At 71.7% G+C, this 25,517-nt stretch carries 24 protein-coding genes; 15 read left to right on the forward strand and 9 right to left on the reverse strand.

Going from position 1 to position 25,517, the window contains the following annotated elements; genetic code table 11:
* Positions 1–79 precede the first annotated feature (79 nt).
* The 4 genes from ACIBEJ_RS01240 to ACIBEJ_RS01255 all read right to left on the reverse strand — a co-directional run bounded on the left by ACIBEJ_RS01240 (position 80) and on the right by ACIBEJ_RS01255 (position 5,106).
* Positions 80–526 (reverse strand): GNAT family N-acetyltransferase, encoded by a 447-nt coding sequence (locus ACIBEJ_RS01240; RefSeq protein WP_397180549.1) that lies wholly within the window; start codon positions 524–526, stop codon positions 80–82.
* Between the two features lie 66 nt (positions 527–592).
* Positions 593–2,053, reverse strand: coding sequence for a serine/threonine-protein kinase (locus ACIBEJ_RS01245; RefSeq protein WP_397180550.1), 1,461 nt, complete (start codon positions 2,051–2,053; stop codon positions 593–595).
* Positions 2,054–3,709, reverse strand: coding sequence for a serine/threonine protein kinase (locus ACIBEJ_RS01250; RefSeq protein WP_397180551.1), 1,656 nt, complete (start codon positions 3,707–3,709; stop codon positions 2,054–2,056).
* A complete protein-coding gene (locus ACIBEJ_RS01255) occupies positions 3,706–5,106 on the reverse strand; it encodes a serine/threonine protein kinase (protein WP_397180552.1) in 1,401 nt (466 codons plus the stop codon). The genes ACIBEJ_RS01250 and ACIBEJ_RS01255 overlap by 4 nt, the downstream gene beginning before the upstream one ends.
* Positions 5,107–5,391: 285 nt before the next feature.
* Here ACIBEJ_RS01255 and ACIBEJ_RS01260 point away from each other — a divergent pair, with 285 nt between their 5' ends.
* Positions 5,392–5,724 carry a hypothetical protein gene (locus ACIBEJ_RS01260; protein ID WP_397180553.1) on the forward strand — a complete coding sequence of 111 codons (333 nt, stop codon included), beginning with the start codon at positions 5,392–5,394 and terminating at the stop codon, positions 5,722–5,724.
* Positions 5,725–5,766: 42 nt separating this feature from the next.
* Here the strand turns inward: ACIBEJ_RS01260 and ACIBEJ_RS01265 are convergent, their stop codons facing one another.
* Positions 5,767–7,131 carry a serine/threonine-protein kinase gene (locus ACIBEJ_RS01265; RefSeq protein ID WP_397180554.1) on the reverse strand — a complete coding sequence of 455 codons (1,365 nt, stop codon included), beginning with the start codon at positions 7,129–7,131 and terminating at the stop codon, positions 5,767–5,769.
* 501 nt (positions 7,132–7,632) lie between these two features.
* Here ACIBEJ_RS01265 and meaB point away from each other — a divergent pair.
* The 6 genes from meaB to ACIBEJ_RS01295 all read left to right on the forward strand — a co-directional run bounded on the left by meaB (position 7,633) and on the right by ACIBEJ_RS01295 (position 13,434).
* Complete coding sequence (meaB, locus tag ACIBEJ_RS01270) at positions 7,633–8,592, forward strand: methylmalonyl Co-A mutase-associated GTPase MeaB (RefSeq protein ID WP_397180555.1); 960 nt, start codon at positions 7,633–7,635, stop codon at positions 8,590–8,592.
* A gap of 222 nt (positions 8,593–8,814) precedes the next feature.
* The gene (locus ACIBEJ_RS01275; protein ID WP_397180556.1) at positions 8,815–9,444 is read left to right on the forward strand and encodes a TetR/AcrR family transcriptional regulator; all 630 of its coding nucleotides are present in this window, start codon (positions 8,815–8,817) and stop codon (positions 9,442–9,444) included.
* Positions 9,445–9,446: 2 nt separating this feature from the next.
* Complete coding sequence (locus ACIBEJ_RS01280; RefSeq protein WP_397180557.1) at positions 9,447–9,875, forward strand: acyl-CoA thioesterase; 429 nt, start codon at positions 9,447–9,449, stop codon at positions 9,873–9,875.
* Complete coding sequence (locus ACIBEJ_RS01285; protein WP_397180558.1) at positions 9,869–10,324, forward strand: hypothetical protein; 456 nt, start codon at positions 9,869–9,871, stop codon at positions 10,322–10,324. The genes ACIBEJ_RS01280 and ACIBEJ_RS01285 overlap by 7 nt, the downstream gene beginning before the upstream one ends.
* A gap of 107 nt (positions 10,325–10,431) precedes the next feature.
* Positions 10,432–12,483 (forward strand): CehA/McbA family metallohydrolase, encoded by a 2,052-nt coding sequence (locus ACIBEJ_RS01290; RefSeq protein ID WP_397180559.1) that lies wholly within the window; start codon positions 10,432–10,434, stop codon positions 12,481–12,483.
* Positions 12,484–12,489: 6 nt separating this feature from the next.
* Positions 12,490–13,434, forward strand: a complete 945-nt coding sequence (locus tag ACIBEJ_RS01295) for an acyltransferase domain-containing protein (protein WP_397180560.1) — start codon at positions 12,490–12,492, stop codon at positions 13,432–13,434.
* Here ACIBEJ_RS01295 and ACIBEJ_RS01300 read toward each other — a convergent pair.
* Positions 13,431–14,264 (reverse strand): TetR/AcrR family transcriptional regulator C-terminal domain-containing protein, encoded by an 834-nt coding sequence (locus ACIBEJ_RS01300; protein WP_397180561.1) that lies wholly within the window; start codon positions 14,262–14,264, stop codon positions 13,431–13,433. The two genes, ACIBEJ_RS01295 and ACIBEJ_RS01300, sit on opposite strands and share 4 nt — an antisense overlap.
* A 72-nt stretch (positions 14,265–14,336) precedes the next feature.
* Between ACIBEJ_RS01300 and ACIBEJ_RS01305 the strand changes: the two genes are divergently transcribed.
* The 4 genes from ACIBEJ_RS01305 (at position 14,337) to ACIBEJ_RS01320 (ending at position 18,465) form a co-directional block, all read left to right on the forward strand.
* Positions 14,337–15,839, forward strand: a complete 1,503-nt coding sequence (locus ACIBEJ_RS01305) for an MFS transporter (protein WP_397180562.1) — start codon at positions 14,337–14,339, stop codon at positions 15,837–15,839.
* Between the two features lie 9 nt (positions 15,840–15,848).
* Entirely contained in the window at positions 15,849–16,460 is a 612-nt protein-coding gene (locus ACIBEJ_RS01310) for a TetR/AcrR family transcriptional regulator (RefSeq protein WP_397180563.1), read from the forward strand.
* A complete protein-coding gene (locus tag ACIBEJ_RS01315; RefSeq protein WP_397180564.1) occupies positions 16,457–17,524 on the forward strand; it encodes an acyltransferase family protein in 1,068 nt (355 codons plus the stop codon). Before ACIBEJ_RS01310 ends, ACIBEJ_RS01315 begins: the two co-directional genes overlap by 4 nt.
* A gap of 329 nt (positions 17,525–17,853) precedes the next feature.
* The gene (locus tag ACIBEJ_RS01320; RefSeq protein WP_397180565.1) at positions 17,854–18,465 is read left to right on the forward strand and encodes a phosphatase PAP2 family protein; all 612 of its coding nucleotides are present in this window, start codon (positions 17,854–17,856) and stop codon (positions 18,463–18,465) included.
* Here the strand turns inward: ACIBEJ_RS01320 and ACIBEJ_RS01325 are convergent.
* Both ACIBEJ_RS01325 and ACIBEJ_RS01330 read right to left on the reverse strand, forming a co-directional pair.
* Positions 18,453–20,207 carry an AMP-dependent synthetase/ligase gene (locus tag ACIBEJ_RS01325; RefSeq protein ID WP_397180566.1) on the reverse strand — a complete coding sequence of 585 codons (1,755 nt, stop codon included), beginning with the start codon at positions 20,205–20,207 and terminating at the stop codon, positions 18,453–18,455. The genes ACIBEJ_RS01320 and ACIBEJ_RS01325 overlap by 13 nt on opposite strands.
* Positions 20,208–20,276: 69 nt before the next feature.
* On the reverse strand, positions 20,277–20,435 hold the full coding sequence (locus ACIBEJ_RS01330) for a hypothetical protein (RefSeq protein WP_397180567.1): 159 nt from the start codon (positions 20,433–20,435) through the stop codon (positions 20,277–20,279).
* 25 nt (positions 20,436–20,460) lie between these two features.
* Here ACIBEJ_RS01330 and ACIBEJ_RS01335 point away from each other — a divergent pair, with 25 nt between their 5' ends.
* Positions 20,461–20,982, forward strand: coding sequence for a CGNR zinc finger domain-containing protein (locus ACIBEJ_RS01335; RefSeq protein WP_397180568.1), 522 nt, complete (start codon positions 20,461–20,463; stop codon positions 20,980–20,982).
* Here ACIBEJ_RS01335 and ACIBEJ_RS01340 read toward each other — a convergent pair.
* Positions 20,942–22,180: an ROK family transcriptional regulator gene (locus tag ACIBEJ_RS01340; protein ID WP_397180569.1), complete on the reverse strand. Its 1,239-nt coding sequence runs from the start codon at positions 22,178–22,180 to the stop codon at positions 20,942–20,944. The two genes, ACIBEJ_RS01335 and ACIBEJ_RS01340, sit on opposite strands and share 41 nt — an antisense overlap.
* Before the next feature lie 87 nt (positions 22,181–22,267).
* Between ACIBEJ_RS01340 and ACIBEJ_RS01345 the strand changes: the two genes are divergently transcribed.
* Genes ACIBEJ_RS01345 through ACIBEJ_RS01355 form a run of 3 tightly spaced genes read left to right on the forward strand, consistent with a single transcriptional unit; the run spans position 22,268 to position 25,335 of the window.
* Positions 22,268–23,626 (forward strand): extracellular solute-binding protein, encoded by a 1,359-nt coding sequence (locus ACIBEJ_RS01345; protein ID WP_397180570.1) that lies wholly within the window; start codon positions 22,268–22,270, stop codon positions 23,624–23,626.
* Positions 23,623–24,522: a carbohydrate ABC transporter permease gene (locus ACIBEJ_RS01350; RefSeq protein WP_397180571.1), complete on the forward strand. Its 900-nt coding sequence runs from the start codon at positions 23,623–23,625 to the stop codon at positions 24,520–24,522. The genes ACIBEJ_RS01345 and ACIBEJ_RS01350 overlap by 4 nt, the downstream gene beginning before the upstream one ends.
* Before the next feature lie 3 nt (positions 24,523–24,525).
* On the forward strand, positions 24,526–25,335 hold the full coding sequence (locus tag ACIBEJ_RS01355) for a carbohydrate ABC transporter permease (protein ID WP_397180572.1): 810 nt from the start codon (positions 24,526–24,528) through the stop codon (positions 25,333–25,335).
* Positions 25,336–25,517 lie beyond the last annotated feature (182 nt).

A 25,517-nucleotide genomic window follows, 5' to 3' on the forward strand; every position in this document is an offset into this window, starting at 1 on the left:
ACGATCAGTCCGAGGCTCCGGCGGCGTACGGCGTCGGATGGGGCAGAGGCTCCCGATAGCGCCCGCACCTCCCCGGAGATCATCCGGGGAGGTCGATCTGGTACTTGACGAAGCCCGGGTTCACGGCCACCTGGTCGTACAGGCGGCGGGCCGTGGTGTTGCCCTCCTGGGTGTGCCAGTACAGGCGGCCGCAGCCGTTGGCCGTCGCCCATGCGGCGACCGCGTCGATCAGGGCCCGGCCCGCGCCCTTGCCGCGTACGTCCTGCGCGGTGAAGAGGTCCTGCAGGTAGCAGATGCCGGTGCCGGGGGCCGAGGTGCTGCCGTGGACGAGGAAGTGAGCGATGCCGACCAGCCGCCCGCCGAGCCTGGCGCCGAGCGCGTGCACCCGGATGCCCGCCTGGAACTCCTCCCAGGCCCTGTCGTACATGCTCTGCGGCTCGGTGCGCCGGTAGAAGGCGATGTAGCCGCGGAACAGCTCCTCCCAGGCGTAGCGATCCGAGGGCTGCAGTGTCTCCACGATGACCATGCACCGAAATTTACGGACATATCCGCAGATGGGGCATGGCCACTCGCGGCGCTGATCGCCCGACCACTACTCCTCGGGCCAGGGGGCGCCGTCGCAGGTGCTGAAGCTGAAGGTCCGTGTCATGGCATTGGGGGACAGCACCCGGAACTGCACCGTGTGCGGCCCGTCGGACTGGATGTGCGCGTACCCGAGCACCAGCTTCGTCGGCGCCGTCGCCGCGGCCTTGCCCATGTCGCGGCCGTCGAGGATCCACCGGTAGGTGAAGGGCGTCTTCCTGGACGCGCCCACGGTGGCCGCGATGTTCGACTGCCGGTAGCAGTCGCCGGTCCGCAGCCCCTCCGACCTCAGGCTCACCGAGCCCACCCGCCCGCTGGGCGCGCTCGTGGTGGGCTTGGTGGTGGGCCTGGTGGTGGTGGGCTGGTTCGTGGTGGGCTTGTTCGCGGGTGTCGGCTTGGCGTCCTCGCTCTCCCCGGTACGGCTCGGCGTCGCCGTCGGCCTCGGCGTGGGTGAGCGTGAAGGGCGGCCGGTCTTCCCGGCCGTGAACCTGGTCGGCTTGGCCTTCGTCGGCGTGCCTCCCGGCGTCTCCGTGGACGGCAGGCTGAGCGGCGTCTCGGCGACGGGCCACGAGATGCCGGTGACCAGCGCCGTGACCAGCCCCGCCGTCACCACCACCGAACCCGCCGCCGCCCCCGCCACCAGCAGCGCCCGCCTGGACGAGGGCGGCTTTCGCTCCGGGGCGCCGTGCCGTACCCGCGCTTCTGGAGGCGCGACCGCGCCGATGAGCTGGAACAGGACCTCCTGCATCGTCGGGCGCGCGGCCGGGTCCTTGGCCAGGCAGCGGGTGACGATCGGGAGCAGGGGGCCGGTGAGGCCGCCCAGGTCCGGGGCGGCGTGCTGGATCCTCGTGATCACCGCGGGCAGGGAGTCGTTGCCGAACGGCGGGCGGCCCGTGGCGGCGAACACCATCACACCCGCCCACGCGAACACGTCCGTCGCGGGGCCGACCTGGTGCCCGGCGAGCTGCTCGGGGGCCATGTAGGCGGGGGTGCCGACGATGCTGCTGGTCAACGTCAGGGAGGCGCCGGAACGGGCGATGCCGAAGTCGATGACGCGCGGGCCGTCCCGGCCGAGCAGGACGTTGCCGGGCTTGAAGTCGCGGTGCACCACGCCCGCCCGGTGGATCGCGGCGAGCGCGGTCGCGGTGGCGACGGCCAGCCGCTGCAGCCCAGCCCCGCCGTGCCGCCCGGCCTCCGCCAGCGACGGCCCCTCCACGTACTCGGTCACGATGTACGGCCGGCCGCCCGTCGAGGCGTCCAGCACCTGCGCCACGCAGAACGGTTCAACCCGGCGCAGCGCCGCCACCTCCCTGGCCAGGCCGTCCCCGCCCTCGCGCAGCACCTTGACCGCGACCTTGGTTCCGTCGGGCGCCTGCCCCAGGTACACGACACCCTGGCCGCCCTCACCCAGGCGACCGGTCAGCCGGTAGGCGCCGATGGCCTGCGGATCGTCGGGACGTAAGGACTGCATCTACGACGTCGCGCACATCTTGAACGACACGGACCCCGAACCGCCGCCCACGAACCTGTAGGCGGCGGTGTGGGGACCGTCGGACAGGGAGATCTGGCGCTTGGAGAAGACGTAGTCGCTGCGGCTGCCGTTGGGGAGCTTGCCGGAGCCGGTCTCGATGACCTCGCCGTCGACGATCCACTGGAAGGAGTAGCGGGCTCCGGGGACGGTGGAGTCGATCCCGGCGCCGAAGTTCATGGAGCCTACGTAGCAGGTGCCCTCGTCCTTGATCTTGGAGGCGCCTTGGGATCTTACGTAGGCCACGGTGAAGCGGGGTGCCTTGGTGGGGCGTTTGGTGGGGGTCTTGGTAGGGGTGGCCCTGGTCGGGGTGGCTTCTCTGGTGGGGGTGGCTCTGGTTGGAGTTGGCCGGGTGGGGGTGGGGCGGGCCGAGGTGCGCGTGGTCGTCGGCCTGCCGGTCTTCGTGCCCGCGCGGGTCGGTTTCCCGGTCTGGCCGCCTCGGTCCTTCCCCTGCCGCCCGGTCTCCGGATCATCGGCCTGCTCATCAGCCTGGTCGTCGCCCGGTCTGCCGCCGGCCTGGTCGTCGCTGCCGTCGCCCGGCCTGTCGGCGGTCTTCTTGTCGCGGGCGTTCTTCGAGGCGTCCGCCGAGCCAGGCAGCAGGGTCAGTGCGGTTGGCTGACCGGCCAGGGTCGCCTGCCACACGACGGCGGTACCCGCGGTCAGCACCAGCGCGGTGGCCACCGCCGCCACGGCCAGCACCGGCACCCGGATCCGCCGCGGCCTTCCCCGGTCTCGCCCGGTGTCCTGGCCTTGCCCGGCGCTCTGGACGGAATCCCGGTCTGGTGGGGTTTGTGCGTGGCCGCCCGCCCTTTGCGTGGGATCTCCCGCCGTGGGTGTGGGACGGCCTGCCGTACCTCGGCTTGAAGGGCCGCCGAGCAGGCGGAGCAGGACCTCCTCCATCGACGGGCGGGCGGCGGGGTCCTTGGCGAGGCAGGGGTAGACCACCGCGCGCAGGTGCTCGGACAGGTCGCCGAGCTGGGGTTCGTTGTGCAGGATGCGGTTGATGATCGCGGGCAGGGTGTCGCTGCCGAACGGCGGCGTCCCCGTCCCCGCGAACACGATCACCGACGCCCACGCGAACACGTCGGCCGCCGGACCCACCTGGTGCCCGGCGAGCTGCTCGGGGGCCATGTAGGCGGGGGTGCCGACGACGGTGCTGGTGACGGTCAGGGAGGTGCCCGCGCGGGCGATGCCGAAGTCGATGACGCGCGGGCCGTCCCGGCCGAGCAGGACGTTGCCGGGCTTGAAGTCGCGGTGTACCACGCCCGCCCGGTGGATCGCGGCGAGCGCGGTCGCGGTGGCGACGGCGAGGCGATCGAGGTCGGCGCCGCGGTGGCGTCCGGCCTCCGCCAGCGAGGGCCCGTCCACGAACTCGGTCACGATGTACGGCGTGCCGCCCGCCGAGGCGTCCAGCACCTGCGCGATGCAGAACGGCTCCACCCGGCGCGCCGCCGCGATCTCCCGCTGGAATCCGCCCTCGCGCAGCACCTTGACCGCCACCGGAGTGCCGTCGGGGGCCACGCCCAGGTACACGACGCCCTGGCCGCCCTCGCCGAGCTTCCTGACGATCCGGTACGGTCCCACGCTCGGCGGTGTCAATAGTCCTCCATCGAGCAGACGCTGAACGGCATCGACTTGGCCGCGCTGCCCGGCGCGGTGACCTTGAGGGTGACGTTGTGCCCGCCGGTCGCGAGCATGTACTGGTGCGCCAGGGCCGGGGCGGTGAACTCGCCCTTCGGGACCCAGGTGCGGTTGCTGTGCTTGACCTTGCCGTCGACCACCCACGCGTAGCTGATCCACACCTCCGACCTGCTCGACTCCAGCGACCCCGAGAACCCGACCGGCGGCATGTAGCAGCTCGCCGAACGATCCTGGCCGGGCCCGGCGTGCAGGTCGATGCTGAGCACGCGTACGTTGGCGGCGACCGGCTTCCTGGTGGTGCGCGTGGGGGTGGGATTCCGGGTGGTCCGCTCGGCCGACGGCGTCGGCTCGGACGCCTTGGTCGACGTCGGTGCTGTGGACTGGGTCGGCGCCGGGGTCCGCTTGGGAGTCTGCTTCGGGGTCTTCCTGGGGGTCGGCTTGCGGGTGGTCTTCGGGCGCGGTGTCTTGCCGCCGGTCGCGGCCGGTGCCGAGGTCGACGGTACGGCCGCCGCCCACAACCCCGACCCACCACCAAGCCAGGTCACCCCGGACACCAGCCCACCGGAGACCACCACGGCCCCGGCCACGGCCAGCGGCACCACGAGCGCGGTTCTGACCGGCTTGCGGCGCCGTACCCGATCGGTGTCCTGATCGCGCCCCACACCCGGATCGGTCACCGGCCCGTGGGCACGCTCCCACGTCGCCCCCGCGCGCCCCACCCCCGCACCTCCAGGCACAAGCCCCGACCCCGCCCGCCCGGACGCCGAGTTCGTGGGCCAGGCCGGTCCTCCGAGGGGTGAGCCCGCGTGTCCATGTGTGTCCTGGGTGGGGCGTTGGTCGCCGCCGAGGAGGCGGAGCAGGACCTCCCGCATCGGCGGGCGCAGGGCGGGGTCTTTGGCGAGACAGTCGTACACCACGCCGCGCAACTGCCGGGGCAGCTCGCCGAGCTGGGGTTCGTTGTGCAGGATGCGGTTGATGATCGCGGGCAGGGTGTCACTGCCGAACGGCGGTGTCCCCGTCGCGGCGAACACGATCACCGACGCCCAAGCGAACACGTCGGCGGCCGGACCCACCTCATGCCCCGCCAGTTGTTCGGGCGCCATGTAGGCAGGAGTGCCCACGATCCCGCTGGTCGCGGTGGCCGCCGCGTCGGTGGCACGGGCGATGCCGAAGTCGATGACCCGCGGCCCGCCCGGCCCGAGCAGCACGTTGGCGGGCTTGAAGTCCCGATGCACCACCCCGGCCTCGTGGATCGCCGCCAGCGCGGTGGCCGTCGCGACCGCGAGCCGCTGCAGGTCCGCACCGCTGTGCCGCCCCGCCTCATGCAGCGAAGGCCCTTCCACATACTCGGTCACGATGTACGGCCTGCCGTACCCCCGACCACCCGACCCGCGCCCCAACCCGCCCGGGCCATCCTCCTGACCGCCGAAGCGCCCATGATCGCCCGACCCGTGCCCCCAACCACCCGGGCCAGCCCTGTGAACGGCGAGGTCGTGCCGGTGACCGGCTGGGTTGTTGTCCGGGGCATCCGGTCGGCGCCTGCGCCCGCCCGGGCCATCCTCCTGACCGGCGAAGCCGCGCCCCTGGCCGCCCGATCCTTGTCCTAACCCACCCGGGCCGAACTCCTGATCGTCCGGACGGTGTCTCCGGTCACCCGGGCCGAACTCCTGATCGGCTGGACGGTGTCTCCGGCCGGTCGGGCCCACCTCGTGATCGCCGGGACCGTGGGCTGGGCCGTAGCCCTGTTGTGGGGTGTCTGGAGGGCCGTGGCCGAGGGAGGCGTCCAGGACCTGGGCTATGCAGAACGGCTCCACGCGGCGCGCGGCCGCGATCTCCTTCGCGAAGCGGTCGTCGCCGCCCAGCCCGTCGCGCAGCACCTTGACCGCGACCAGGGTGCCGTCGGGGGCGCGGCCCAGGTACACCACGCCCTGGCCGCCTTCGCCGAGCCTGCCGACCAGTTGGTAGGGACCTAGGGTCGTGGGGTCGTCGGGGCCCAGGGGCTGGCGCGTGCCCATCTACTCGGTCCCCACCGGGCACACCTCGACCGCGATCGACTCGCGCGCCGCCACCGGGGAGGTGACGCGCAGGGTCACGGTGTGCCGTCCCGGGAGGGTGAGGGCGGGTGGGGGTACGACGGTGCGGGTGCGGGCCTCGGTGATGTACGCGGTGCCGCGCCTGGCGACCTGGCCGTCCACGATCCAGGCGTAGCGGAAGCGCACCGGCCAGCGGGTGCCCTCGACCTGGCCGCTGATCACGGTGTCGCCCACCTGGCAGTCACGGGTCTGGGCGGTTCGCACGCCTTGGGCGCGTACGTACAGGACTCGGATCGTGCCGACGTCACGTGTGGAGGAGGCGGTGGGGGAGGGCGTGGCCGTACCTCGTGGGTCGCGGACGCGGGTCCTGGTCGGCTTCGGGCTGGAGGAGGACGCCGAGGCAGGCGTCACGGTCGTGACCACGGGGCCGGCGTCGCGGCGGGGGTCGGAGGTGAGCCAGACGATCGCCCCGGACAGGGCCAGCACCATCACCCCGGACACGCCGGCGATGAGCGCCCGCCGTACCCCTCGACCTCGGGACGGACGGCCCGCCCGCGCGGCCGGGAGGGGCTGCTCACCGCCCAGCAACTGCAGGACGACCTGCCGCATGGCGGGCCGTAGCTCCGGGTCCTTGGCCAGGCAGCCCTGCACGATCGCGCGCAACGGCTGCGGTAGATCGCCCAGTTCGGGCTCCTCGTGCAGGATCCGGTGGATCACCTCCGGCAGCGCCCCGTCGCCGAACGGCGGCTTGCCGGTCGCGGCGAACACCACCGTGCCCGCCCAGGAGAACACGTCCGCCGGAGCCCCGGCCTCCCGGCCCGACAGTTGCTCGGGCGCCATGTAGGCGGGCGTACCGGAGACGCCGCCCGCGCTCGGCGTGTGGTCGGCGCCCGCGAGCCCGAAGTCGACCACCCTGGGCCCGCCCGGCCCGAGCAGCACGTTGGCCGGCTTGAAGTCCCGATGAACCACGCCCGCCTGATGGATCGCCGCCAGCGCGGTGGCGGTCGCGTTGGCCAGCCGCTGGAGCTCGGCGCCGTTGTGCCTGCCCGCCCGCTGCAGGGGCGGCCCGTCCACATACTCACTCACCACGTACGGCCGGCCCGCGAACGAGGCGTCCAGCACCTGTGCCACGCCGAGTGGTTCCACGCGGCGGGCGGCGGCGATCTGCTCGGCTAGGCGGTCGTCCCCTGCCCGGCCTTCGCGCAGCACCTTGACCGCGACTGGCACGCCGTTCCTGGCCTGGCCCAGGTAGACCACGCCCTGACTGCCGGCGCCGAGCCTCCCGACCAGTCGGTAGGGTCCCACCACCGCCGGATCGCCCTCGCGCAGCGGTTCGACGTGCGGCATGAGGGGAGTGACTCCTGTGACGGCTGAGATGGATCTCCAGAGACCCTAGCGCCTGGAGACACGATTTGTCGGAACTTAGTCCGATAAACACGTAAACACGCACTACCACCAGCCCAAACACCCCCACCCGCGGCCTGGCCACCGGCTGTGTCGCGGGTGGAGCCGGTGGTGGTGGGGTGGTCTGGCGTCTCACAGTGGTGGGGCCGCCGTGGCCTCAGTCTGTCGGGGCGGGGTGGCTTGGGCGACACGGAAGGGTGGTGGGGTGGGGGCTTGGGTGACGCGGAAGGGCGGGGTGGTGGGGCGGCTTGGGGTGACGCGGAAGGGCGGGGTGGTGGGGCGGCTTGGGGTGACGCGAAAAGGATGGTGGAGCGGGGTGGGGTGTGGTGACGCGGAAGGGCGGGGTGGTGGGGCGGCTTGGGGTGACGCGGAAAGGATGGTGGAGCGGGGTGGGGTGTGGTGGGGGCGGGATGTGGTGGGGGTGGGAAACGTACGATCGGGGGCATGCGGTCGGTCGAGGACTATGTCGAGGGTGTGAAGGCCGGGTCCAGGACCTGGATCGGGCGGGCGATCACGCTGGTGGAGTCCACGAAGAGTGAGCATGTGCGCATGGCTCAGGACCTGTTGGTGGCGCTCATGCCTCTTGCCGGGCGGACGTGGCGGGTGGGCGTGTCCGGGGTGCCGGGGGTGGGGAAATCTACGTTCATTGATGGGTTCGGGACGTTGCTCACCGGGCTGGGGCATCGGGTGGCGGTGCTGGCTGTCGATCCCTCCTCCACGCGTACCGGCGGGAGCATTCTGGGGGACAAGACGCGGATGGCGCGGCTGGCGGCGGATTCGCGGGCCTATATTCGGCCTTCTCCTACCTCGGGGACGCTGGGTGGGGTGACCAAGGCGACCCGGGAGGCCATGGTCGTGGTCGAGGCCGCCGGGTACGACGTGGTGCTGGTCGAGACCGTCGGAGTCGGGCAGTCGGAGACCGCTGTCGCGGACATGGTGGACAGCTTTCTGCTGCTCAGCCTGGCGCGTACCGGGGACCAGCTTCAGGGGATCAAGAAGGGTGTGCTGGAGCTGGCCGACGTGATCGCGGTGAACAAGGCTGACGGGGAGCACGAGGTGGCCGCGCGCAAGGCGGCCAGGGAACTGGCCGGGGCGTTGCGCATGTTGCGCTCCGAGGGGCCGCCGCCTCCCGTGCTCACCTGCAGTGGGCTTACCGGAGCTGGGCTCGAGGAACTGTGGCAGCAGATCGGGGCCCATCGGGAACGTGTGGACGTGGCGGCCAAGCGGCGTGCCCAGCAGGTCCGGTGGACGTGGACGCTGGTCCAGGATCGGTTGCTGGCCGAGTTGCACGGGGATCCCGAGGTGGCGGCGCTGACCGAGGAGATCGAGCGTGAGGTGCTGTCCGGCGAACTCACCCCCGCCCTGGCCGCCGACCGCCTCCTGGCCGCCTTCAAACGCCACTGACCAACGCCACCGACCAGCGCCACCGACCAACGCCACCGACCAACGCCACCGACCAACGCCACCGACCAACGAGGCTGGCTGACGCCACTGACTGACGCCAGAGACGAACGCCTCTGGCGAGCGCCACTGCCCCTCTGAGAGAGGGCAGTCCACGAAGTGCGCATGTCACCAAAACCTCATCCATAAAACAAAACGACCGGTCGTTCGTATATAGTCGGACGCATGACCGATGGACGCAGGCTGCGCGGGCAGCGCAGCAGAGAGGCGATCCTCGAACGCACCGTCGCCCTAGCCTCCGTGGACGGCCTCAGTGGACTCACCCTGGGCCGCCTGGCCGAGGAGTCCGGCATGAGCAAGTCCGGCTTCTTCGCCCACTGGCGCGACAAGGAACAACTCCAGTTGGACGCCGTCGACTGGGCCGCCCGCCAGTGGGTGGATCACATCGTCCGCCCCGCCATGCGCGCCCCCGCCGGTGTACGCCGCCTGTTCGCCATGCACGAGGCCCGCCTGCGCTTCTACGAGGACGGCGTCCTCCCGGGCGGCTGCTTCTTCTTCGTCGCCCAGGCCGAGTTCGACGACCGCCCGGGAAAGGTACGCGACCGGGTGGCCAAGGCGATGTCCGACTGGATGAAGGCCGTGCGGACCATGGCCGAGGAGGCGATCACCCTGGGCGAGCTCAGGGACGACACCAACCCCGGCCGCCTGGCGTTCGAGATCAACGCCCTGGGTGAGGCGACCGTCGCCCACGCCCGGCTGATCGACCCGGCCGAGGCCTACTCCTACTCCCGCGCCGCCGTCCTGCAGCGGCTGCGCGCCCTCGCCACCGACCCCTCACTTCTACCGGAGGACTGATCGTGACCCAGCTCAAGCCCGTCCAGGTGCACTTCGACGACCTCGACGCCATGGGCCTGCTGCACAACTCCCGCTACGCCCTGCTCGTCGAGCGAGCCGTGTCGGCCTTCTGGGCCGAGGCGGGGTGGCGGTTGGACCCGGCGCTGTCGAAGTTCAAGGACGTCTACATGGTCGTGCGCGAGTTCAAGATCGTGTATCACGCGCCGGTGATGGGCGCGGGCGACGTGCTCGTGGAGTTCTGGCTGGAGCGCATGGGCCGCACTTCCGGCGTGTACGGCTTCCGCGTCCTGTCGGCCGACCGCTCCGTGGTCCACGCCGAGGGCCACCGGGTCAACGTCAACCTCGACGCCACCACCCTGCGCCCCATGCCGTTCTCCCCGGAGATCCGCGAGGCGGCGGCCGTCCTGATCCGCGAACCCGCCGCATGCTGACCCCCGACCACAAAAACCCCGACCACAAAAACCCCGGCCGCGAAAGCCGCGACCACAAAAACCCCCACGCCCAAAGCCCCGGCAGCCCCACCAGCACGACCCACAAGCTGACCACCCGCTGGCTCCCCGGCCCGCACCACCCAGCCGACACCCCGCTCCTGGTCAGCGAGACCGACTTCCGGCTCCACCACATCAAGGACCTGCCCCGAGCCTGCTGGGCGGGTTGGCGGCTGAGCCGCCTGTGGCCGGGCCTGGAAGGCGCCGTAGCCCTGCTGCTCTGGGCGGACCCGCTGCGCCGCCGCATCGGATCGGTGTCGGTGTGGCGGTCGGCCGACGATCTGGACAGGTTCGTACGGCTGCGCGCCCACGCCGACATTGTCCGCGCCTACCGGGGCAAAGGCACCCTGACGACCAGGACGTGGGAGAGCATCGGCGTCCCCGGTGGGTGAACTATCCATCGCCGGGTGAAATATCGCTACTCGTTTCCACGCCTGCGGCTGCCGGGACGGGTGCCGTGTGTCACGATGGCGCGCAGTCGACGACGGGGAGACCGCGCATGTGTGATGACCCGATGCTGCCCGAACCGGTCGCGGGAGCCCTGCGAGAGTACGGCGGGCTGCTCGGCGAGCACGGCATCACCTGGGGCGAACCGGAGATCTTCTACGTCAGGCTCTTCGCCCGCAGACGCGTGCTCCCACCCGAGCTCCAGGACCGCTTCTGGCGGGTGGCCTTCAGCCGCCTGGCCGCCCGCCACCCCGGCGAACCGCTGGAGGGCCTCGGCGCCCGCCTGGCCGAGCCCGACTACGACGAGATCCTGCGCGACACCCTGGACGGCGAGTTGCCCGCCCACGCCGCCGCCCTCCGCCTCACCCCGGAGGGCCCGGCGCTGGACGGCACGCCGCACGTGATCCTGGCCGAGGACGACCACCCCCACATCCCGCTCCTGGTGGACTCCCAACGCCCCGGCACGGCCACCGTCCGCATCGGGAGCTTATGTCGCGAAATATCGTCGCAAGGTGCTTGGCTGGCGGAGATCTCCCCCCACACCGAGGTCACCCTCGACGACGTCCCGGTGGACACGACGCCCCTGTTCAGGATCGCCGAGGTGGCCCGGCTGAGGCTGCGCTCGCCGTACCCCTGCCGGTGGAGCGTCACCGGCGACGGCGGCCAGGGCTGGTTCCCCGAGGGCGTCCCGCATCGGCACGACTTCCACGGCCGCCCCTACTTCCACGGCGACGACCTCATTCTCGACGTCCCCGCCGAACCGCTGACGATCACCGCCACCCGCGGCATGGAGTACGACCAGGACCGCGCGGAGCTCACCCCGCGACCGGGCCAGGACCATCAGGTACGGCTCGCGCCGCACCGCATCTACCACGCCGCCGCCCGCGGATGGTACGGCGGCGACCTGCACACCCACCTCAACTGGGCAGGCGATTTCGTCGCCGCCCCCGCCGACGCCGCGGCCGCCCAGCACGGCGAGGACCTGCACGTCCTGAACCTGCTGGCGGGCAACGTCTCCGGCGCCCGCGTGTACGACCGCGAGGCGCTGGAGCACTGGATCGGCCGCGACCTGCCCTGGTCGGACGCCACGCACCTGGCCAGGATGGGCGCCGAGTACCGCAACGACCTGCTCGGCCACGCCTACGCCTTCGGCCTGACCGCCGAGCCCGGAAGGCTGCACACCGGCTTCGACGGCGCCCCCGACTGGCCGCCGAACGCCGCCGCCCTGACCGAGCTGCGGCGGCTCGGGGCGCTGCTCGGCTACAGCCACCCGTTCGGCCAGCCGGTGCGCGACGACGATCCGGCCCAGGCGTTGTTCGGGCCGGTGGCGCGCGACTGCTCGGCCAGCGCGCTGGTCGCCGACGCGGCGCTCGGCCTGGTCGACAGCCTGGACGTGCTCACGCACGCCTCGATCCCGGCCACCGCCACCGTCTACCGCCGCCTGCTGGGCGCGGGCAACAGGCTGGCCGTCACCGCGGGCACCGACACGATGATCTCCTTCACCCGCTCCGACAACCAGTCGAACCCGCCCGGCTGGGGCCGCGTCTACGCCCGTGTGGACGGGGCGCTCACCGCCGCCTCGTTCGCCGAGGCCGTGCGGGCCCGCCGTACGTTCGCGACCACGGGGCCGTGGCTGGAGCTGTCGGTGGACGGCCACGGGCCGGGCGCGGTCGTCGACGCGGAGCCCGGCGGGCGGCTGTCGGTCACCGCGACCGCGATCGGCCCCGAGGTCGCGGCGGTGCGGGTGCGCACCGCCGACGGGGTGCGCGCGGGCGCCGGACGGCTCGGTGGCGGCGACGACGCGCTGACCGTCACCGTCGAACTCGACGTGGGCGAGCCCACGTACGTGCTGGCGGAGGCGCTGTGCGAGCCGCACCCGCGCACGCTGACCACCACCGGGTACGCCCTGACCAGCCCGGTCCACGTGGACGTCGGCGGCAGACAGGTGGCGCGCGGCTCCGACGTGCGCTGGTGCCTGGACTGGCTGGACCTGCTGGAGAACCTGGTCAGGACCCACGCGAAGCTGGAGGCGCCGGGTCAGTTGGAGGACCATCTGGAGCTGATCGGCCGGGCGAGGGAGGTGTACCGAACCCGGCTAGGCTGATCGCCGATGGACATCAAGAACCTTCTGCGCGAGCACCCCGTCTGGCTCGCCCACCTCGAGTCGCTGGGCGGCTTCGAGGCCCGCCTGCCCGCGCCCGGCGACCTGCTCGGCGAGCTGATGCGGCTGACGGTGCCGCACGAGGACGTCGCCGGGGTGATGGCGAGCGCCCCCGAGCCCGGCACGCCGCAGTGGTGGCTGCTCGAACGCTGCGTCCACTCCCTGGTCTCGGCCATCGACGTGCGCGACGATCCGCCGTACTTCCCCGATCTGCCCGAGCTGGGGCCGTACTTCTACGTGCACGTGTTCCTGGCGGCGCTGCCGTACACGCGGGAGTTCCACCGCGCGCGCGGCATCTCCGAGGAGGTGTCGCACGCGACGCTCGCCGACATCGGGCGCAACATGGCCGTGCACCGCAAGCGGCACGGCGGGCCGGGGCTGCACGCGCCGTTCTGGTACATGGCGCACGTGCGCGGGATCATCTACCAGCTCGGGCGGCTGCAGTTCGCCCGCGACCTGATGACGGGCAGGACCCTGGAGGCGGTGCGCGCGGCCGGGGTGCCGGTGGGCGAGCACGGGCGGACGCTGGGGCTGCACATCCCCGACTTCTGCGGGCCGTTCCCGCCCTGGGCCTGCGACGACTCCTTCGAGCGGGCGCGCGCCTTCTTCCCCAAGCACTTCCCCGGCGAGGACTACCCGGTGGTGACCTGCAGCTCGTGGCTGCTTGACGACCAGTTCGCGCAGTACCTCCCGGCGGGCTCGAACATCATGTCCTTCCAGCGTCGCTTCCGGCTGCTGCACCGCTTCGAGAGCAGCGGGATGATGGAGTTCATCTTCGGCGCCGACGCCAAGGTTGACCCGCTGCCGCGCCGCACCAGCCTGGAGCGCGCCGTCGCCGACCACCTCGCCGCCGGTGGCAGTTGGTACGGCCGGACCGGTTGGACGCCCCTCTAGCGCGTGTCCACGAAGGCGGCCAGGCCGTCCAGCATGACCTGGAGGTTGACCGTGAAGATCTCCTCCAGGTCGGCCAGGACGTCCGGGCTGTCGCGCAGCGCGCTCTGGCGCGGGTAGCGCTCGGCGCCCAGCTCCTCGTAGACGGCGGGCACGGTCACCGCGCGCCAGTGGCCGAGCGAGGTGGCCTCGCCGCGCCGTCCCGAGGCGATCTCGCTCACCCGCAGCAGCGCCAGCCCCTGCACGAGCCCGCTGACGCCCAGGTAGAGGCGGTGGGTGAGCACCGGGTCCAGGCCCAGCCCGTCGAAGGCGCCGAGGCCGCGCTCGAAGCGGGCGAGCAGGCTGGGGACAAGCGGCGGCCGGACGGTCGCGATGACCTCCAGCAGCCACGGGTGGAGCGCGTACAGCTCCCACTCCCACCTGGCCGCGGCCTCCAGCTCGGCCCGCCAGCCTCCGGTCGCCTCGGCCCCGGCGTCCAGGCCCTCGGCGAAGACGGTCTCGACCATGAGGTCGATCAGCTCGTCCTTGCCGGCGAGGTAGGTGTAGAGCGACATCACCTTGACGCCGAGCAGGTTCGCCACGTGCCGCATGGACAGCCTCTCCAGGCCCCCGGCGTCGGCGATCCGCACCGCGGTGCGCACGATCGCCTCCCTGGACAGGGCCGTCTCGCCGCGCGGCCCCCGCACCGGCGCCACGACCGTGCGCGCCGAGCGGCGGGCCCGGTAGGCACGGGCCTGGCAGGAGCGCGAGCAGTACAGGGGCCTGCGGCCCCGCCCGGGGAGCTCCAGTTCCTTCCCACACCGCGCGCACGCCACCATTTCGTCACACCTCATTTCCGTGACGAAACGATAACACCACCCGGTAAACGCCCGGTAGAGAGGAGGGCACGTACACCGTAAGGAGGAATGATGGTGAAAGCGGGTCTGCGGGAGTGGGCCGGGCTGGCGATCCTCATGCTGCCCGTCCTGCTCATCTCGGTCACCGTGACCGTGCTCCTGTTCGCCCTGCCCGCGCTGACCGCGGAGCTGCGGCCGAGCGGGGCGCAGCAGCTCTGGATCGTGGACGTCTACGCCTTCCTGCTGGCCGGGCTGCTCATCCCGATGGGGAACCTGGGCGACAGGATCGGCCGCAGGCGGCTGCTCCTGCTGGGCGCGGTGGCCTTCGGCGCAGCCTCCGCGGCGGCGGCGTTCGCGCCCACCGCCGAGCTGCTCATCCTCGCCCGCGGCCTCCAGGGCGCCGCGGCGGCCACGCTGATGCCGCCCACGCTCGCGCTCATCCGGGTGCTGTTCACCGACCCGCGCGGGCTTCGGATGGCCATCGCGATCTGGGCCGCGGTCTTCACGCTCGGCAGCGTGGCCGGGCCGGTGGCCGGAGGATGGCTGCTGGAGCACTTCTGGTGGGGCTCGGTCTTCCTGGTCAACGTGCCGATCATGCTCCTGCTGCTGGTGCTCGGCCCGCTGCTGCCGGAGTACCGCGACCCCGAGCCCGGCCGGTTCGACCTGGCCTCGGCGGGACTCGTCCTGCCGGCCGCGCTGCCCCTGGTCTACGCGGTGAAGAGGGCCGCCGAACAGGACTTCTCCCCGCTCACGTGGGCCGCGGCAGGGATCGGGCTGGTGTTCGCCGCGCTGTTCCTGCGCAGGCAGCGCACGCGGCCGGAACCGATGCTCGACCTCGCGCTCTTCCGGCGGCCCGGCTTCGGCCTGTCGCTGGCCGCCGCCACGCTCGCGGTCTTCGCCCTGGTCGGAACGTTCTACTTCATCACCCAGTACCTGATGTCCGTGCTAAGCCTGCGGCCGGTCGTGGCCGGGCTCATGATCGTGCCCGCCGCCGTCAGTTCGGCGGCCGGATCCGTGCTGGGCGCGGGCCTCACCCGCCGGCTGCGGCCCGGCCAGGTCATGGGAGCCGGGATGCTCTGCGGCGCGGCCGGGTTCCTGCTGATCGCGCGGCTGGGCACACAGGCCGACCTGCCGCTGCTGTTCGGCGGGCAGATCCTGCTGGGCTGGGGCATCGGCTCGGTGCAGGCGCTCGCCTCCGGCCTGGTCGTCTCCACGGCGCCGCCGGAGAAGGCCGGGTCGGCCTCCGGCCTGTTCGAGTCGGCCACGGAGTTCGGGCAGGCGCTCGGCGCCGCCGTACTGGGGAGCATCGGGATGGCCGTCTACCGCGCGGGCCTGGCCGCGAGCATGCCAGAGCAGGTGCCGCCCGAGCGCGCGGCGCTCGCGGGGGAGACGCTCGGCGGCGCCCTCGCCACCGCCGCCGACCTGGCCTCCGCCGCCGGTACGGCACTCGCCGCCGCGGCCCGCGCCGCCTACGTGGACGGCATGCGGACGGCGGCGCTGGCCGGAGCCGTCGTCATGCTGGCCATGGGCATCCTGGTCCTGCGCGCGCACAGATCTGGCCAACTGTGCTAAATTCTGGCCATGCGGTCAGAAAACAAGCCGTCCGGCCAACGATCGTTCATCGAGGAGGCCAGGCGGGCGCAGATCATCGCCTCGGCCATCGAGGTCCTGGCCGAGTCGGGCTGGGCCGGTGCGTCGCTGGCGAACATCGCCAGGCACGCCGGTATCAGCAAGGGCGTCATCTCCTACCACTTCGCCGGCAAGGACGAGCTGATGGAGGAGGTGGTCGACCAGGTCTACGCGAGGATCGCCGAGTACGTGCTGGCGAAGATGGAGGGCGAGAAGTCCGCGACCGAGCTCCTGCGCACGCACGTCCTGGCGGTCGCCGAGCACATGCGCGGAAACCGCGCCCAGCTCAAGGCCATCGGCGAGATCTTCCACAACCTGCGCGGCGCCGACGGCGGTCCCCGTTACGGCCCGCACACCAGCGAGGAGATCTTCCAGGCGCTGGAACTGGTCTACAAGCTCGGCCAGGACACCGGCGAGTTCCGCGCCTTCGACCGCCGCGTCATGGCGGTCACCCACTCCGCCGCCGTCGACGCCATGTTCGCCTACTGGGTGGTCATCCCCGGCCACGACCTCGACGCCCACGCGCGTGAGCTGGCCGACCTCCTCGAAAGGGCCGTCAAGTGAAGACCGAGACCCGCACCAGGCTGGCCGCCGTCGACAACCTGCGCGTCGTGCTGACCGTCCTCGTCGTCCTGCACCACGTCGCCGTCACCTACGGCAACATCCCCGCCTGGTACGTCTTCGAGAAGGCGCAGGACGGCACCGGCGTGCTCCTCGACCTCCTGATCATGTTCAACCAGGCGTTCTTCATGGGGTTCTTCTTCCTCATCTCCGGCTTCTTCACCCCGCGCTCCTACGACCGCAAGGGGCCGGGGCCGTTCCTGCGCGACCGGCTGAAGCGGCTCGGCATCCCGCTGCTGGCCTACCTGCTGTTCCTGCGGCCCTTCGCGCTGCTCGGCAGCTACGACGGCACGCTGCCGTACTGGAAGTTCTACCTCGGCTCGTGGGACCCGGGACCGATGTGGTTCGTGGAGGTCCTGCTGGTTCTGACCGGCCTCTACGTGCTGTGGCGCCGCTCCGGCCGGCGCATCGAGGAACGGCGGGGCGAGCTGACCCTTCGCGCGGTCGCGCTGTTCACGGCCGGGCTGACGCTGGCCGTCTTCGCCTGGCGCTTCCTCGTGCCGGTGGGGCAGTACTGGCCGGTCGTCGGCCTGCCCACGCCCTCCTACCTGCCGCAGTACGCCGCCATGTTCGTCGTGGGCCTGTTCGCCTACCGGCGCGGCTGGTTCGAGACGCTGCCCAGGTCGGCGGCCAGGTACGGGTTCATCGCGGCCGGTGTCGCCTCGGCTGTGCTGCTGCCCGCCGGGGTGTGGACCACGGGCTGGGTCGCCCAGCTCGGACTGGCGGCATGGGAGTCGGCGTTCGCGGTCTCGATGGTGATCGCGCTCAGCGTGTGGTTCCGTGAGCGCTTCAACCGGCAGGGGCCGCTGGGCAGGTTCCTGGCCGAGCAGGCGTTCACCGTCTACATCATCCACCCGCTCGTGCTCGTCGGCGTCAGCACCCTGCTGGCCGGGCTGGCGGCGCCGGCCATCGCCAAGTTCGCGGTCGTGGCGGCGCTGACGCTGCCGATCTGCTGGGGGCTGGCCTACCTGGTGCGCTCGATCCCCGGAGCCCGGCGGATTCTCTGAGCACCACCGGCAGCGCGTCTGCGCGGGCGCCAACCAGCCGGACTTCGACGCCGGGCTCGACGACCGCGTCGTCGTCTCCGGCCCGTCCGCCCTGCTGTTCGACCGCGCCAGGTACCGCCGCGACAACGCCTACACCCTGTCCGACGACACGCCCTCCTACCGCTTCACCGGCTGCGCGGACAAGCGCGCGCTGTGGGTGGGCAACGTCCTGACCACCGGCCCGACCACGGTCGCCCTCTCCATCCTGTACGGCGGCGCCGACCACCCCGTCACGATCACCGCCTACGCCAGAGCGTGAAGCCCCGCGGCGATTGGGCAGTATGGGGTGTATGCGACTCCGCTCCCGCCTCCACCGATGGGACAAACGCCTGTTCAAGGCCGTTGCCAACGCGCACCTGCCCGGCTTCGAGAGCGTCCTGCCGCCGCTGTCCAACGCGGCCAACAACGCCGTCCTGTGGGGCGTCGTGGCAGGCGGGCTCGCCTTCACCGGCCGGCGCAGGCTGCGCAGGGCGGCCACCCGCGGCCTGCTGGCCATCAGCGTGGCCAGCCCGCTGGCCAACATCGCGGCCAAGCGGGCCTTCAACCGCAAGCGCCCGCTGCCGGACATCCTGCCGCTGGCACGGGTGCTGAGGACCCCGACGTCGACCTCGTTCCCCTCGGGCCACTCGGCCACGGCCGCCGCCTTCGCCACCGCGGTCGCGATGGAGGCGCCGCGGCGGGTCAGCGTGCCCGTCGGCGTGGTGGCGGGCGCGGTCTGCTTCTCCCGCGTGTACACCGGCGTGCACTACCCGGGCGACGTGGTGGCCGGGGCGGCCATCGGGGTGGCCGCCGGGCTGTTCACCCGGCGACTGTGGCCCCAGGTGGGCGAGGCCGTACCGGTGCTGCGCAGGACGCCGCAGCGGGCGCGGCGGGAGGAGCCCGAGGGCGGTCAGTCGGAGTAGAAGCCGTCCAGCACCTTGCCGTGGTGCTCCTCCACGACCTTGCGCTTGATCTTGAGGCTGGGCGTCAGCTCCCCGGTCTCCACGGTGAAGTCCTCGGCCAGGACGGCGAACTTCTTCACCGTCTCGTAGCTGGCCAGGGTGGAGTTGACCTCGTCGATGGCCTTCTGGACCTCCGAGCGCATCCGCGGGTGCTCGCGCAGCGCCTCGGCGTCGGCGGGCAGGTTCTCGGCCTCGGCCCACGGCCGCACCACGTCCATGTCGAGCGTGACCAGCGCGGTGCAGTAGTGGCGACGGTCGCCGTGGACGAACACGTGCGACAGGTACGGGCAGGCGGCCTTGATGCGGCCCTCCAGGTAGGTGGGCGCGACGTACTTGCCGCCCGAGGTCTTGATGAGCTCCTTCTTGCGGTCGGTGATGCGCAGCCTGCCCTCGTCGTCGAGCTCGCCGATGTCACCGGTGTGCAGCCAGCCGTCCTCCAGCGCCTCGGCGGTGTCCTGGGGCAGGCCGTGGTAGCCGCGCATGATGCCGCGCCCGCCGATGAGCACCTCGCCGTCCTCGGCGATCTTCACGGTGGTGCCGGGCAGGGGCGGGCCGACGGTGCCGAACCTGACCGTGTCGGGCCGGTTCAGGAAGCTGCCGGCCGACGACTCGGTCAGGCCGTACCCCTCCAGAATGGTCAGCCCGGCGGCGTCGAAGAACTCCGCGATGTCCTGCGACAGCGGGGCGGCGCCGGAGATGAAGAAGCGGATGCGCCCGCCGAAGCGCTCGCGCAGCTTGGCGAAGACGAGCCGGTCGGCCAGGCGGTACTCGATGCCCGTGGTGACCGGGATGGACGCGCCGCGCTGGCGGGCCCGCACGACGCGCACGCCGGTGGCCTTCGCCCAGGTGAAGATGCGCAGCTTGAGGCCGCCCTCGTTGCGCATGTTCGCGGCCACCGTGTTGTGGATCTTCTCGAAGATACGCGGCGCGGCGGCCATGAACGTGGGCCTGAGCACGCCCATGTTCTCCGCGATCTTGTCGAGCCTGCCGTCGATGGCGGTGGGCACGCCGCAGTCGATCATGACGACCTCCAGCAGCTTGCCGAAGGAGTGCGACAGCGGCAGCCACAGGAAGTGCAGGTCGTCGGGGCCCAGCAGGCCCAGCTCGCGTACCGAGGAGGCGGCGAACAGCCAGTTGTCGTGGGTCAGCTCCACGCCCTTGGGCCGCCCGGTCGTGCCGGAGGTGTAGATGAGCGTGGCCAGGTCGTCGTCGGAGATGGCGTCGACCATGGCGTCGTAGTCGCCCTCGCCGGCCACCTCCGACAGGGGCACGACCCAGCCGTCGTCGGCGGCCGTCCCGTCGATGACCACGACGTGCCGCACGTCGGGCAGCTTCTCGCGCACCGAGCGCAGCTTGGCGACCTGGTCGTCGTCCTCGGCGATGACGAGCGTGCTGCCGGAGTCGGTGATGACGAACGCGGACTCGTCGGCGGTGTTGGACGGGTAGATCGTCGTGGTGGCGGCGCCGGTGGACAGCACGGCCAGGTCGGCCAGGATCCACTCCAGGCGGGTGGAGCACAGCAGCGCCACCCGCGTGCCCGGTCCCGATCCCAGCCCGGCCAGCCCGAGCGCCAGCTCGCGCACCCGGTCGCCGGTTTCTCGCCACGACAGGGACGTCCAGCCGCTCTCGGACGGGGTGCGGTAGGCCTCGGCGTCCGGGGTGGCGTTGACCCGGTCGCGCAGCAAGGCGGGAATGCTGGACATGCCTGACCTCCTGAGGGGGTGATGGTCCTGACAATAGGACGAACACCCTCGGAGAGTCGATGGTGCCGGTCAGTCACCTCCCGCGCGGGTCGCCGCGATCGCCACGTCCGCCCCGCCGCTCGCGCGCACCTCCCAGGCGCCGCAGTCGCAGCGGAAGTACGCCACCAGGCCCTCGGACGTGCGATGGGAGGAGACGGCGGTCAGTTCGTGCAGGTGTGTGGAGCGCATGGCTCCAGCCTGATGTAATGAGCTTGTGCATTTCAACGCTTACGGAGGCAACGGGGCGGCCCTGTCGGCCGACCTGGTCAACACCGCCGACTACTCGCCGCGGGCGCTGACGCGGATCCTGTCCGCCAACGCGATGCTGCGCGCCGAGCTCACCCCGGGCCAGGCCGGCGAGCTGGAGCTGTGGGCGGGCCGGCTCGACCCCGTCTTCGGCGAGCGCGACCAGGACGTCCAGATCGAGCTGATCAACGACCTGCTCAAGCTGACCGCGGCCACGCCGTACGTCAGCGCGCACGACGGCAGGCGGCCGCACCTGCACTTCTACTCCGTCGACGCGGACATCGTCAGCAGGGCCAAGGACACCACCGCCGGCGGGCTGGCCATGGCCATCTCCTTCTCCGACGGCCGCCGCCTCGGCCGCTGCGACCGCGAGGGCTGCGCGACGGTCTACGTCGACACCTCGCGCAACGGCCGCCGCCGCTTCTGCGCGCTGGCCTGCGCCAACCGGGTCAACGTGGCCAACCACCGGGCCCGCCGCCGCACTCCCTGACCAGGCGGTCCAGGCGTGGCGCGTAGGTGACGTGGAAGACCAGCGACGCCGCGCCGATCGCCGCCGCGTCGGCGGCGATGGGGGAGACCTCCACGCGTACGGCCTGCAGCCCGCGCGCCAGCACCCGGGTCGAGACCGCCCGCCCGATCACGTCCCGGTAGAGCCCGCCCAGCTCCCGAACCGCAGGCCCGCCCAGCACGAGCAGGTCCACGTCGAGCATGTTGACCACGGAGACGGCGGCGTCGGCCAGCCGGTCGGCCGCCTGCTCGGCCACCGAGCGCGCCAGCGGATCCCCGGCCGCCGCGGCGGCGCACAGCGCCGCGTGGCTGAGCCGCCCGCGCCGCAGCACCGACTCCGCGCCCAGCGCCAGGCGCTCCCTGACCGTGGCCACCATCGCGCTCGGGCAGCACAGCGCCTCCACGCAGCCGCGGTTGCCGCAGTAGCACTCCGGCCCGTCCGGCATCACGGTGACGTGGCCGAACTCGGCGGCGTTGAGCGTGCGGCCCCGGTAGACCTGACCGTCCAGGAACAGGCCGCCGCCGATGCCGGTGCCCAGGTACAGGTAGGCGAAGCTGGGCACGGCGCGGGCCAGCCCCGCCCAGCGCTCGCCGATCGCCGCCGCCGTGGCGTCGTTGTCGACGGTGACCGGGTAGCCGACGTGGCGTTCCAGCAGGCTCCTGATCGGGACGCCGTCCCAGCCGGGCAGGCGCGGCGGGGTCACGATCACGCCGTCCGGGTCGAGCGGGCCGGGGGAGGCCAGGCCCACGCCGAGCACCTTGTGATCCGGCACGCCCGCCTCCTTCAGCAGGCGGCGCGCGGTACGGGCCAGCGTCCTGACGACCGGCTCCGGCTCCGCCCCGCGTACCGGGCGGTGGAGCTTGACCAGCGGGCGGCCGGCCAGGTCGGCCAGCACGTAGGAGACCTCGCCGGGGTCGAAGTGGATACCGAGCGCGTACCCGGCGGCCGGGTCGACGCGCAGGATCGTGCGGGGCTTGCCGCCGGCGCCGGGCGCGGAGCCGTCCTCGACGACCAGCCCGTCCTCCAGCAGCCTGCGGACGATGACGGAGACGGCCTGCGGCGTCAGCCCGGTGACGGCGGCGATCTGGACCCGGCTGATGCCGTCGCTGGCCTGGACGGCCTCCAGCACGACCGCCCGGTTGTAGGTGCCGACCTTGGGCAGGTTGGTGCCCATCTGCATGTGGTCAATCTCACACGAAGGCGTTGACTCTGTAAATCAATTTGATTTACCTTCGCGGTTAACTCGGCGACATACGGGAGTCCCCCGATGAAACGTGTCCTGATCGCCTCGATCCTCATCATCGGCGTGGCGGCCTGCGGCTCCGGAACGAAGGAGCCCGCCGCCGGCGGCGCCAAGGAACTCGAAGTCCTCTACAAGGTCGAACCCACCTGGCCGCACCTGGAGAAGATGCTCCAGAACGCCAAGAAGCAGTACGAGGCCGCGCACAAGGGTGTGACCGTCAAGCTGACCCCGGTCCAGGGCAACAACGAGGCTTACTACACCAAACTCGCGCTGCTCAACCGCTCCGCCGACTCCGCGCCCGACCTCTACTACCACGACACCTTCCAGGTCAACGCCGACGTCGCCGCGGGCAAGCTGGCCGCGCTGGACGACTACCTCGGCTCCTGGCCCGACTGGGGCACCCAGTTCCCCGACTCGGTCAAGCAGGCGGCCAAGGGCGGCGACGGCAAGATCTACGGGGTCCCGATCAGCACCGACACCCGCGGGCTCTGGTACCACAAGGACGTGCTGGCCAAGGCCGGCCTCGCCGTACCGTGGGAGCCCAAGACGTGGGCGGACGTGCTCGCGGCGGCCCGCGCGATCAAGCAGAAGGTCCCCGGGGCCGTCCCCTTCAGCATGTACTCCACCAAGATCCACGGCGAGGCGTCGACCATGCAGGGCTTCGAGATGCTCCTGTACGGCACGCCCGCCGGCACCCTCTACGACGAGACCCAGAAGAAGTGGGCGAGCGCGGGCAAGGGCTTCACCGACTCCCTCGCCTTCATCAACACGATCTACCGCGAGAACCTCGGCCCCAAGCTGGCCGACGCCCACAACGCCAAGCTGTCGGACAAGCACACGCTGGAGTGGTTCCCGCAGGCCAAGCTCGGCATCCTGCTCGACGGCGCCTGGACCCCCTCGGCGTGGAAGCCGACCGGCACCAAGCCGTGGCCGGAATGGCAGCAGAAGATGGGCTGGACGCGGATGCCGACGCAGAACGGCCAGGCCCCCGGCGCGGTGAGCATGTCGGGCGGCTGGGTGATGGCGATGAGCTCCTACACCCCGCACAAGAAGGAGGCCTTCGACTTCATCACCACGGCCACCAACAAGGACAACTCGATGCTCTACTCCATCGGCACCGGCGACCTGACCACGCGCAAGGACGTCGCGGCCGACCCCGCCTACAGCGCCGACAACCCGTCGCTGAAGTTCTGGACCGACCTGGCCGAGGTCACCCACTACCGCCCGGCCTTCGAGGAGTACCCGAAGGTCTCGGCGGAGGTCCAGGAGGCCATGGAGGCGGTCACCACCGGCGCGCGCAGCCCGGAGGAGGCGGCCAAGGCATACACCGGCACGCTGCCCGGCGTCGTCGGCGGTCCCGGCAAGGTCGTCGCGGGCGGATGACGGCCACCGCGCTGGCGCGCCCGGTCGCGCGGGGCCCGTCGGGCAGGCGCCGGGCCCTGCGCAGGCTGGCCCCGCTCGGACCCGCGCTGGTCCTGCTCGTGCTCTTCCTGGCCGGGCCGATCCTGTGGAGCCTGTACGTCGCGTTCACCAACGAGACGCTCACCGGCACGAACTCGGTCAGCCCGAGCTTCGTCGGCCCGGCCAACTTCGTGCGCATGTTCGGCGACGCCGACTTCGTCAACTCCTTCACCCTCACCTTCGTCTTCGTGATCGGCTCGGCCGTCGTCGGCCAGAACACGCTCGGCCTGATGATCGCGCTGCTGCAGCGGGGCCGTTCGCGGGCCACGCGCAGCGTCGTCAACGGCGTGGTGATCGCGGCCTGGGTCATGCCCGAGGTCGTCGCGGCACTGTGCTGGTTCTCCTTCCTGGCCGAGGAGGGCACGCTCAACACGCTGACCGGCATCGGCCAGGAGTGGCTCTACACCGCGCCGATGGTCGCGGTCATCCTGGCCAACGTCTGGCGCGGGACCGCCTTCTCGATGCTGGTGTACTCGGCGGCGCTGTCGGAGGTGCCCGCGGAACTGGTCGAGGCGGCGGCCGTCGACGGCGCCGGAACCTGGCAGCGGCTGTGGCACATCACGCTGCCGCTGATCCGGCGCTCGATCATGGCCAACCTCATGCTCATCACCCTGCAGACGCTGGCCAGCTTCGGCCTGATCTACACCCTGACCGGCGGCGGGCCCGGCAACGCCAGCCAGACCACGCCGCTCTACATGTACGACAAGGCCCTGCGCTACGGCGAGATCGCCTACGGCTCGGCCATGGCCCTGGTGATGCTGGTGATCGGGGCGCTGTTCTCGCTGGTGTACCTGCGGCTGATCAAGGTGGAGGACTGAGGGATGGGCCGACTCGCCGCCCGGATCGCGCTGCTGGTCGTGGCCGTGTCGTTCGCGGCGCCGTTCCTGTGGGTGGTCGTCGCCTCGGTCCAGCCGGGCGCCGGGCTGTCGGCGCGGCCGACGGGGGAGTTCTCGCTGGGAAACTTCCAGGCGGTGCTCACCTGGGAGACCACGATCCTGCCGGTGATCAACTCCATCGTGATCTCGGCGGGGACCGCGCTGATCACCGTGCTCGTCGCGGCGCTGGCCGCCTACCCGCTCTCACGCTACGAACTGCGCTACAAGCGCTCGTTCATGCTGACGCTGCTGTTCACGACCGGGCTGCCGCTGACGGCGATCATCGTGCCGGTGTACTCGATGTTCTACCGCTTCAACCTCTACGGCTCGGTGCCGGCGATGGTGCTGTTCCTGGCGGCCAGCGCGCTGCCGTTCGCGATCTGGCTGATGAAGAACTTCATGGACGGCGTGCCGGTCGGGCTGGAGGAGGCGGCCTGGGTGGACGGCGCCGGCTGGGTGCAGTCGCTCGTGCGCGTGGTGGGCCCGCTGATGGCGCCCGGCATCGCCGTGGTCGGCATCTTCGTCTTCGTCGGCCAGTGGGGCAACTTCTTCGCCCCCTTCGTCCTGCTCGACGAGCCGGAGGAGGCGCCGGCGGCGGTCACCATCTACACCTTCTTCTCCCAGTACGGTCAGGTCGCCTACGGGGAGCTGGCCGCCTTCTCGATCATCTACACGGCCCCGGCGGTCGTGCTCTACGTGGCGGTCAACAAGTACCTGGCCGGCACGTTCAACCTCGGCGGCGCGGTGAAGGGCTGACCGGAGGCTTGCGGAGAAAACTTGGGTCGGGTACAGTTCCCGACGTCTTATCGCCGAGCCCCAGGGGGCAGCCGAAGTGAGGTTCTGAGGTCGCGGGCACCGCGCCGTTCCGCCCTGTCGTGGGCACGTGCGCAACCTGGACCTCTGGCGTTCCGCCACCTCACGTGGGCGTTTCGCGGTGT

It is taken from the genome of Nonomuraea sp. NPDC050790 (assembly GCF_044456745.1).
Classification (GTDB): domain Bacteria; phylum Actinomycetota; class Actinomycetes; order Streptosporangiales; family Streptosporangiaceae; genus Nonomuraea.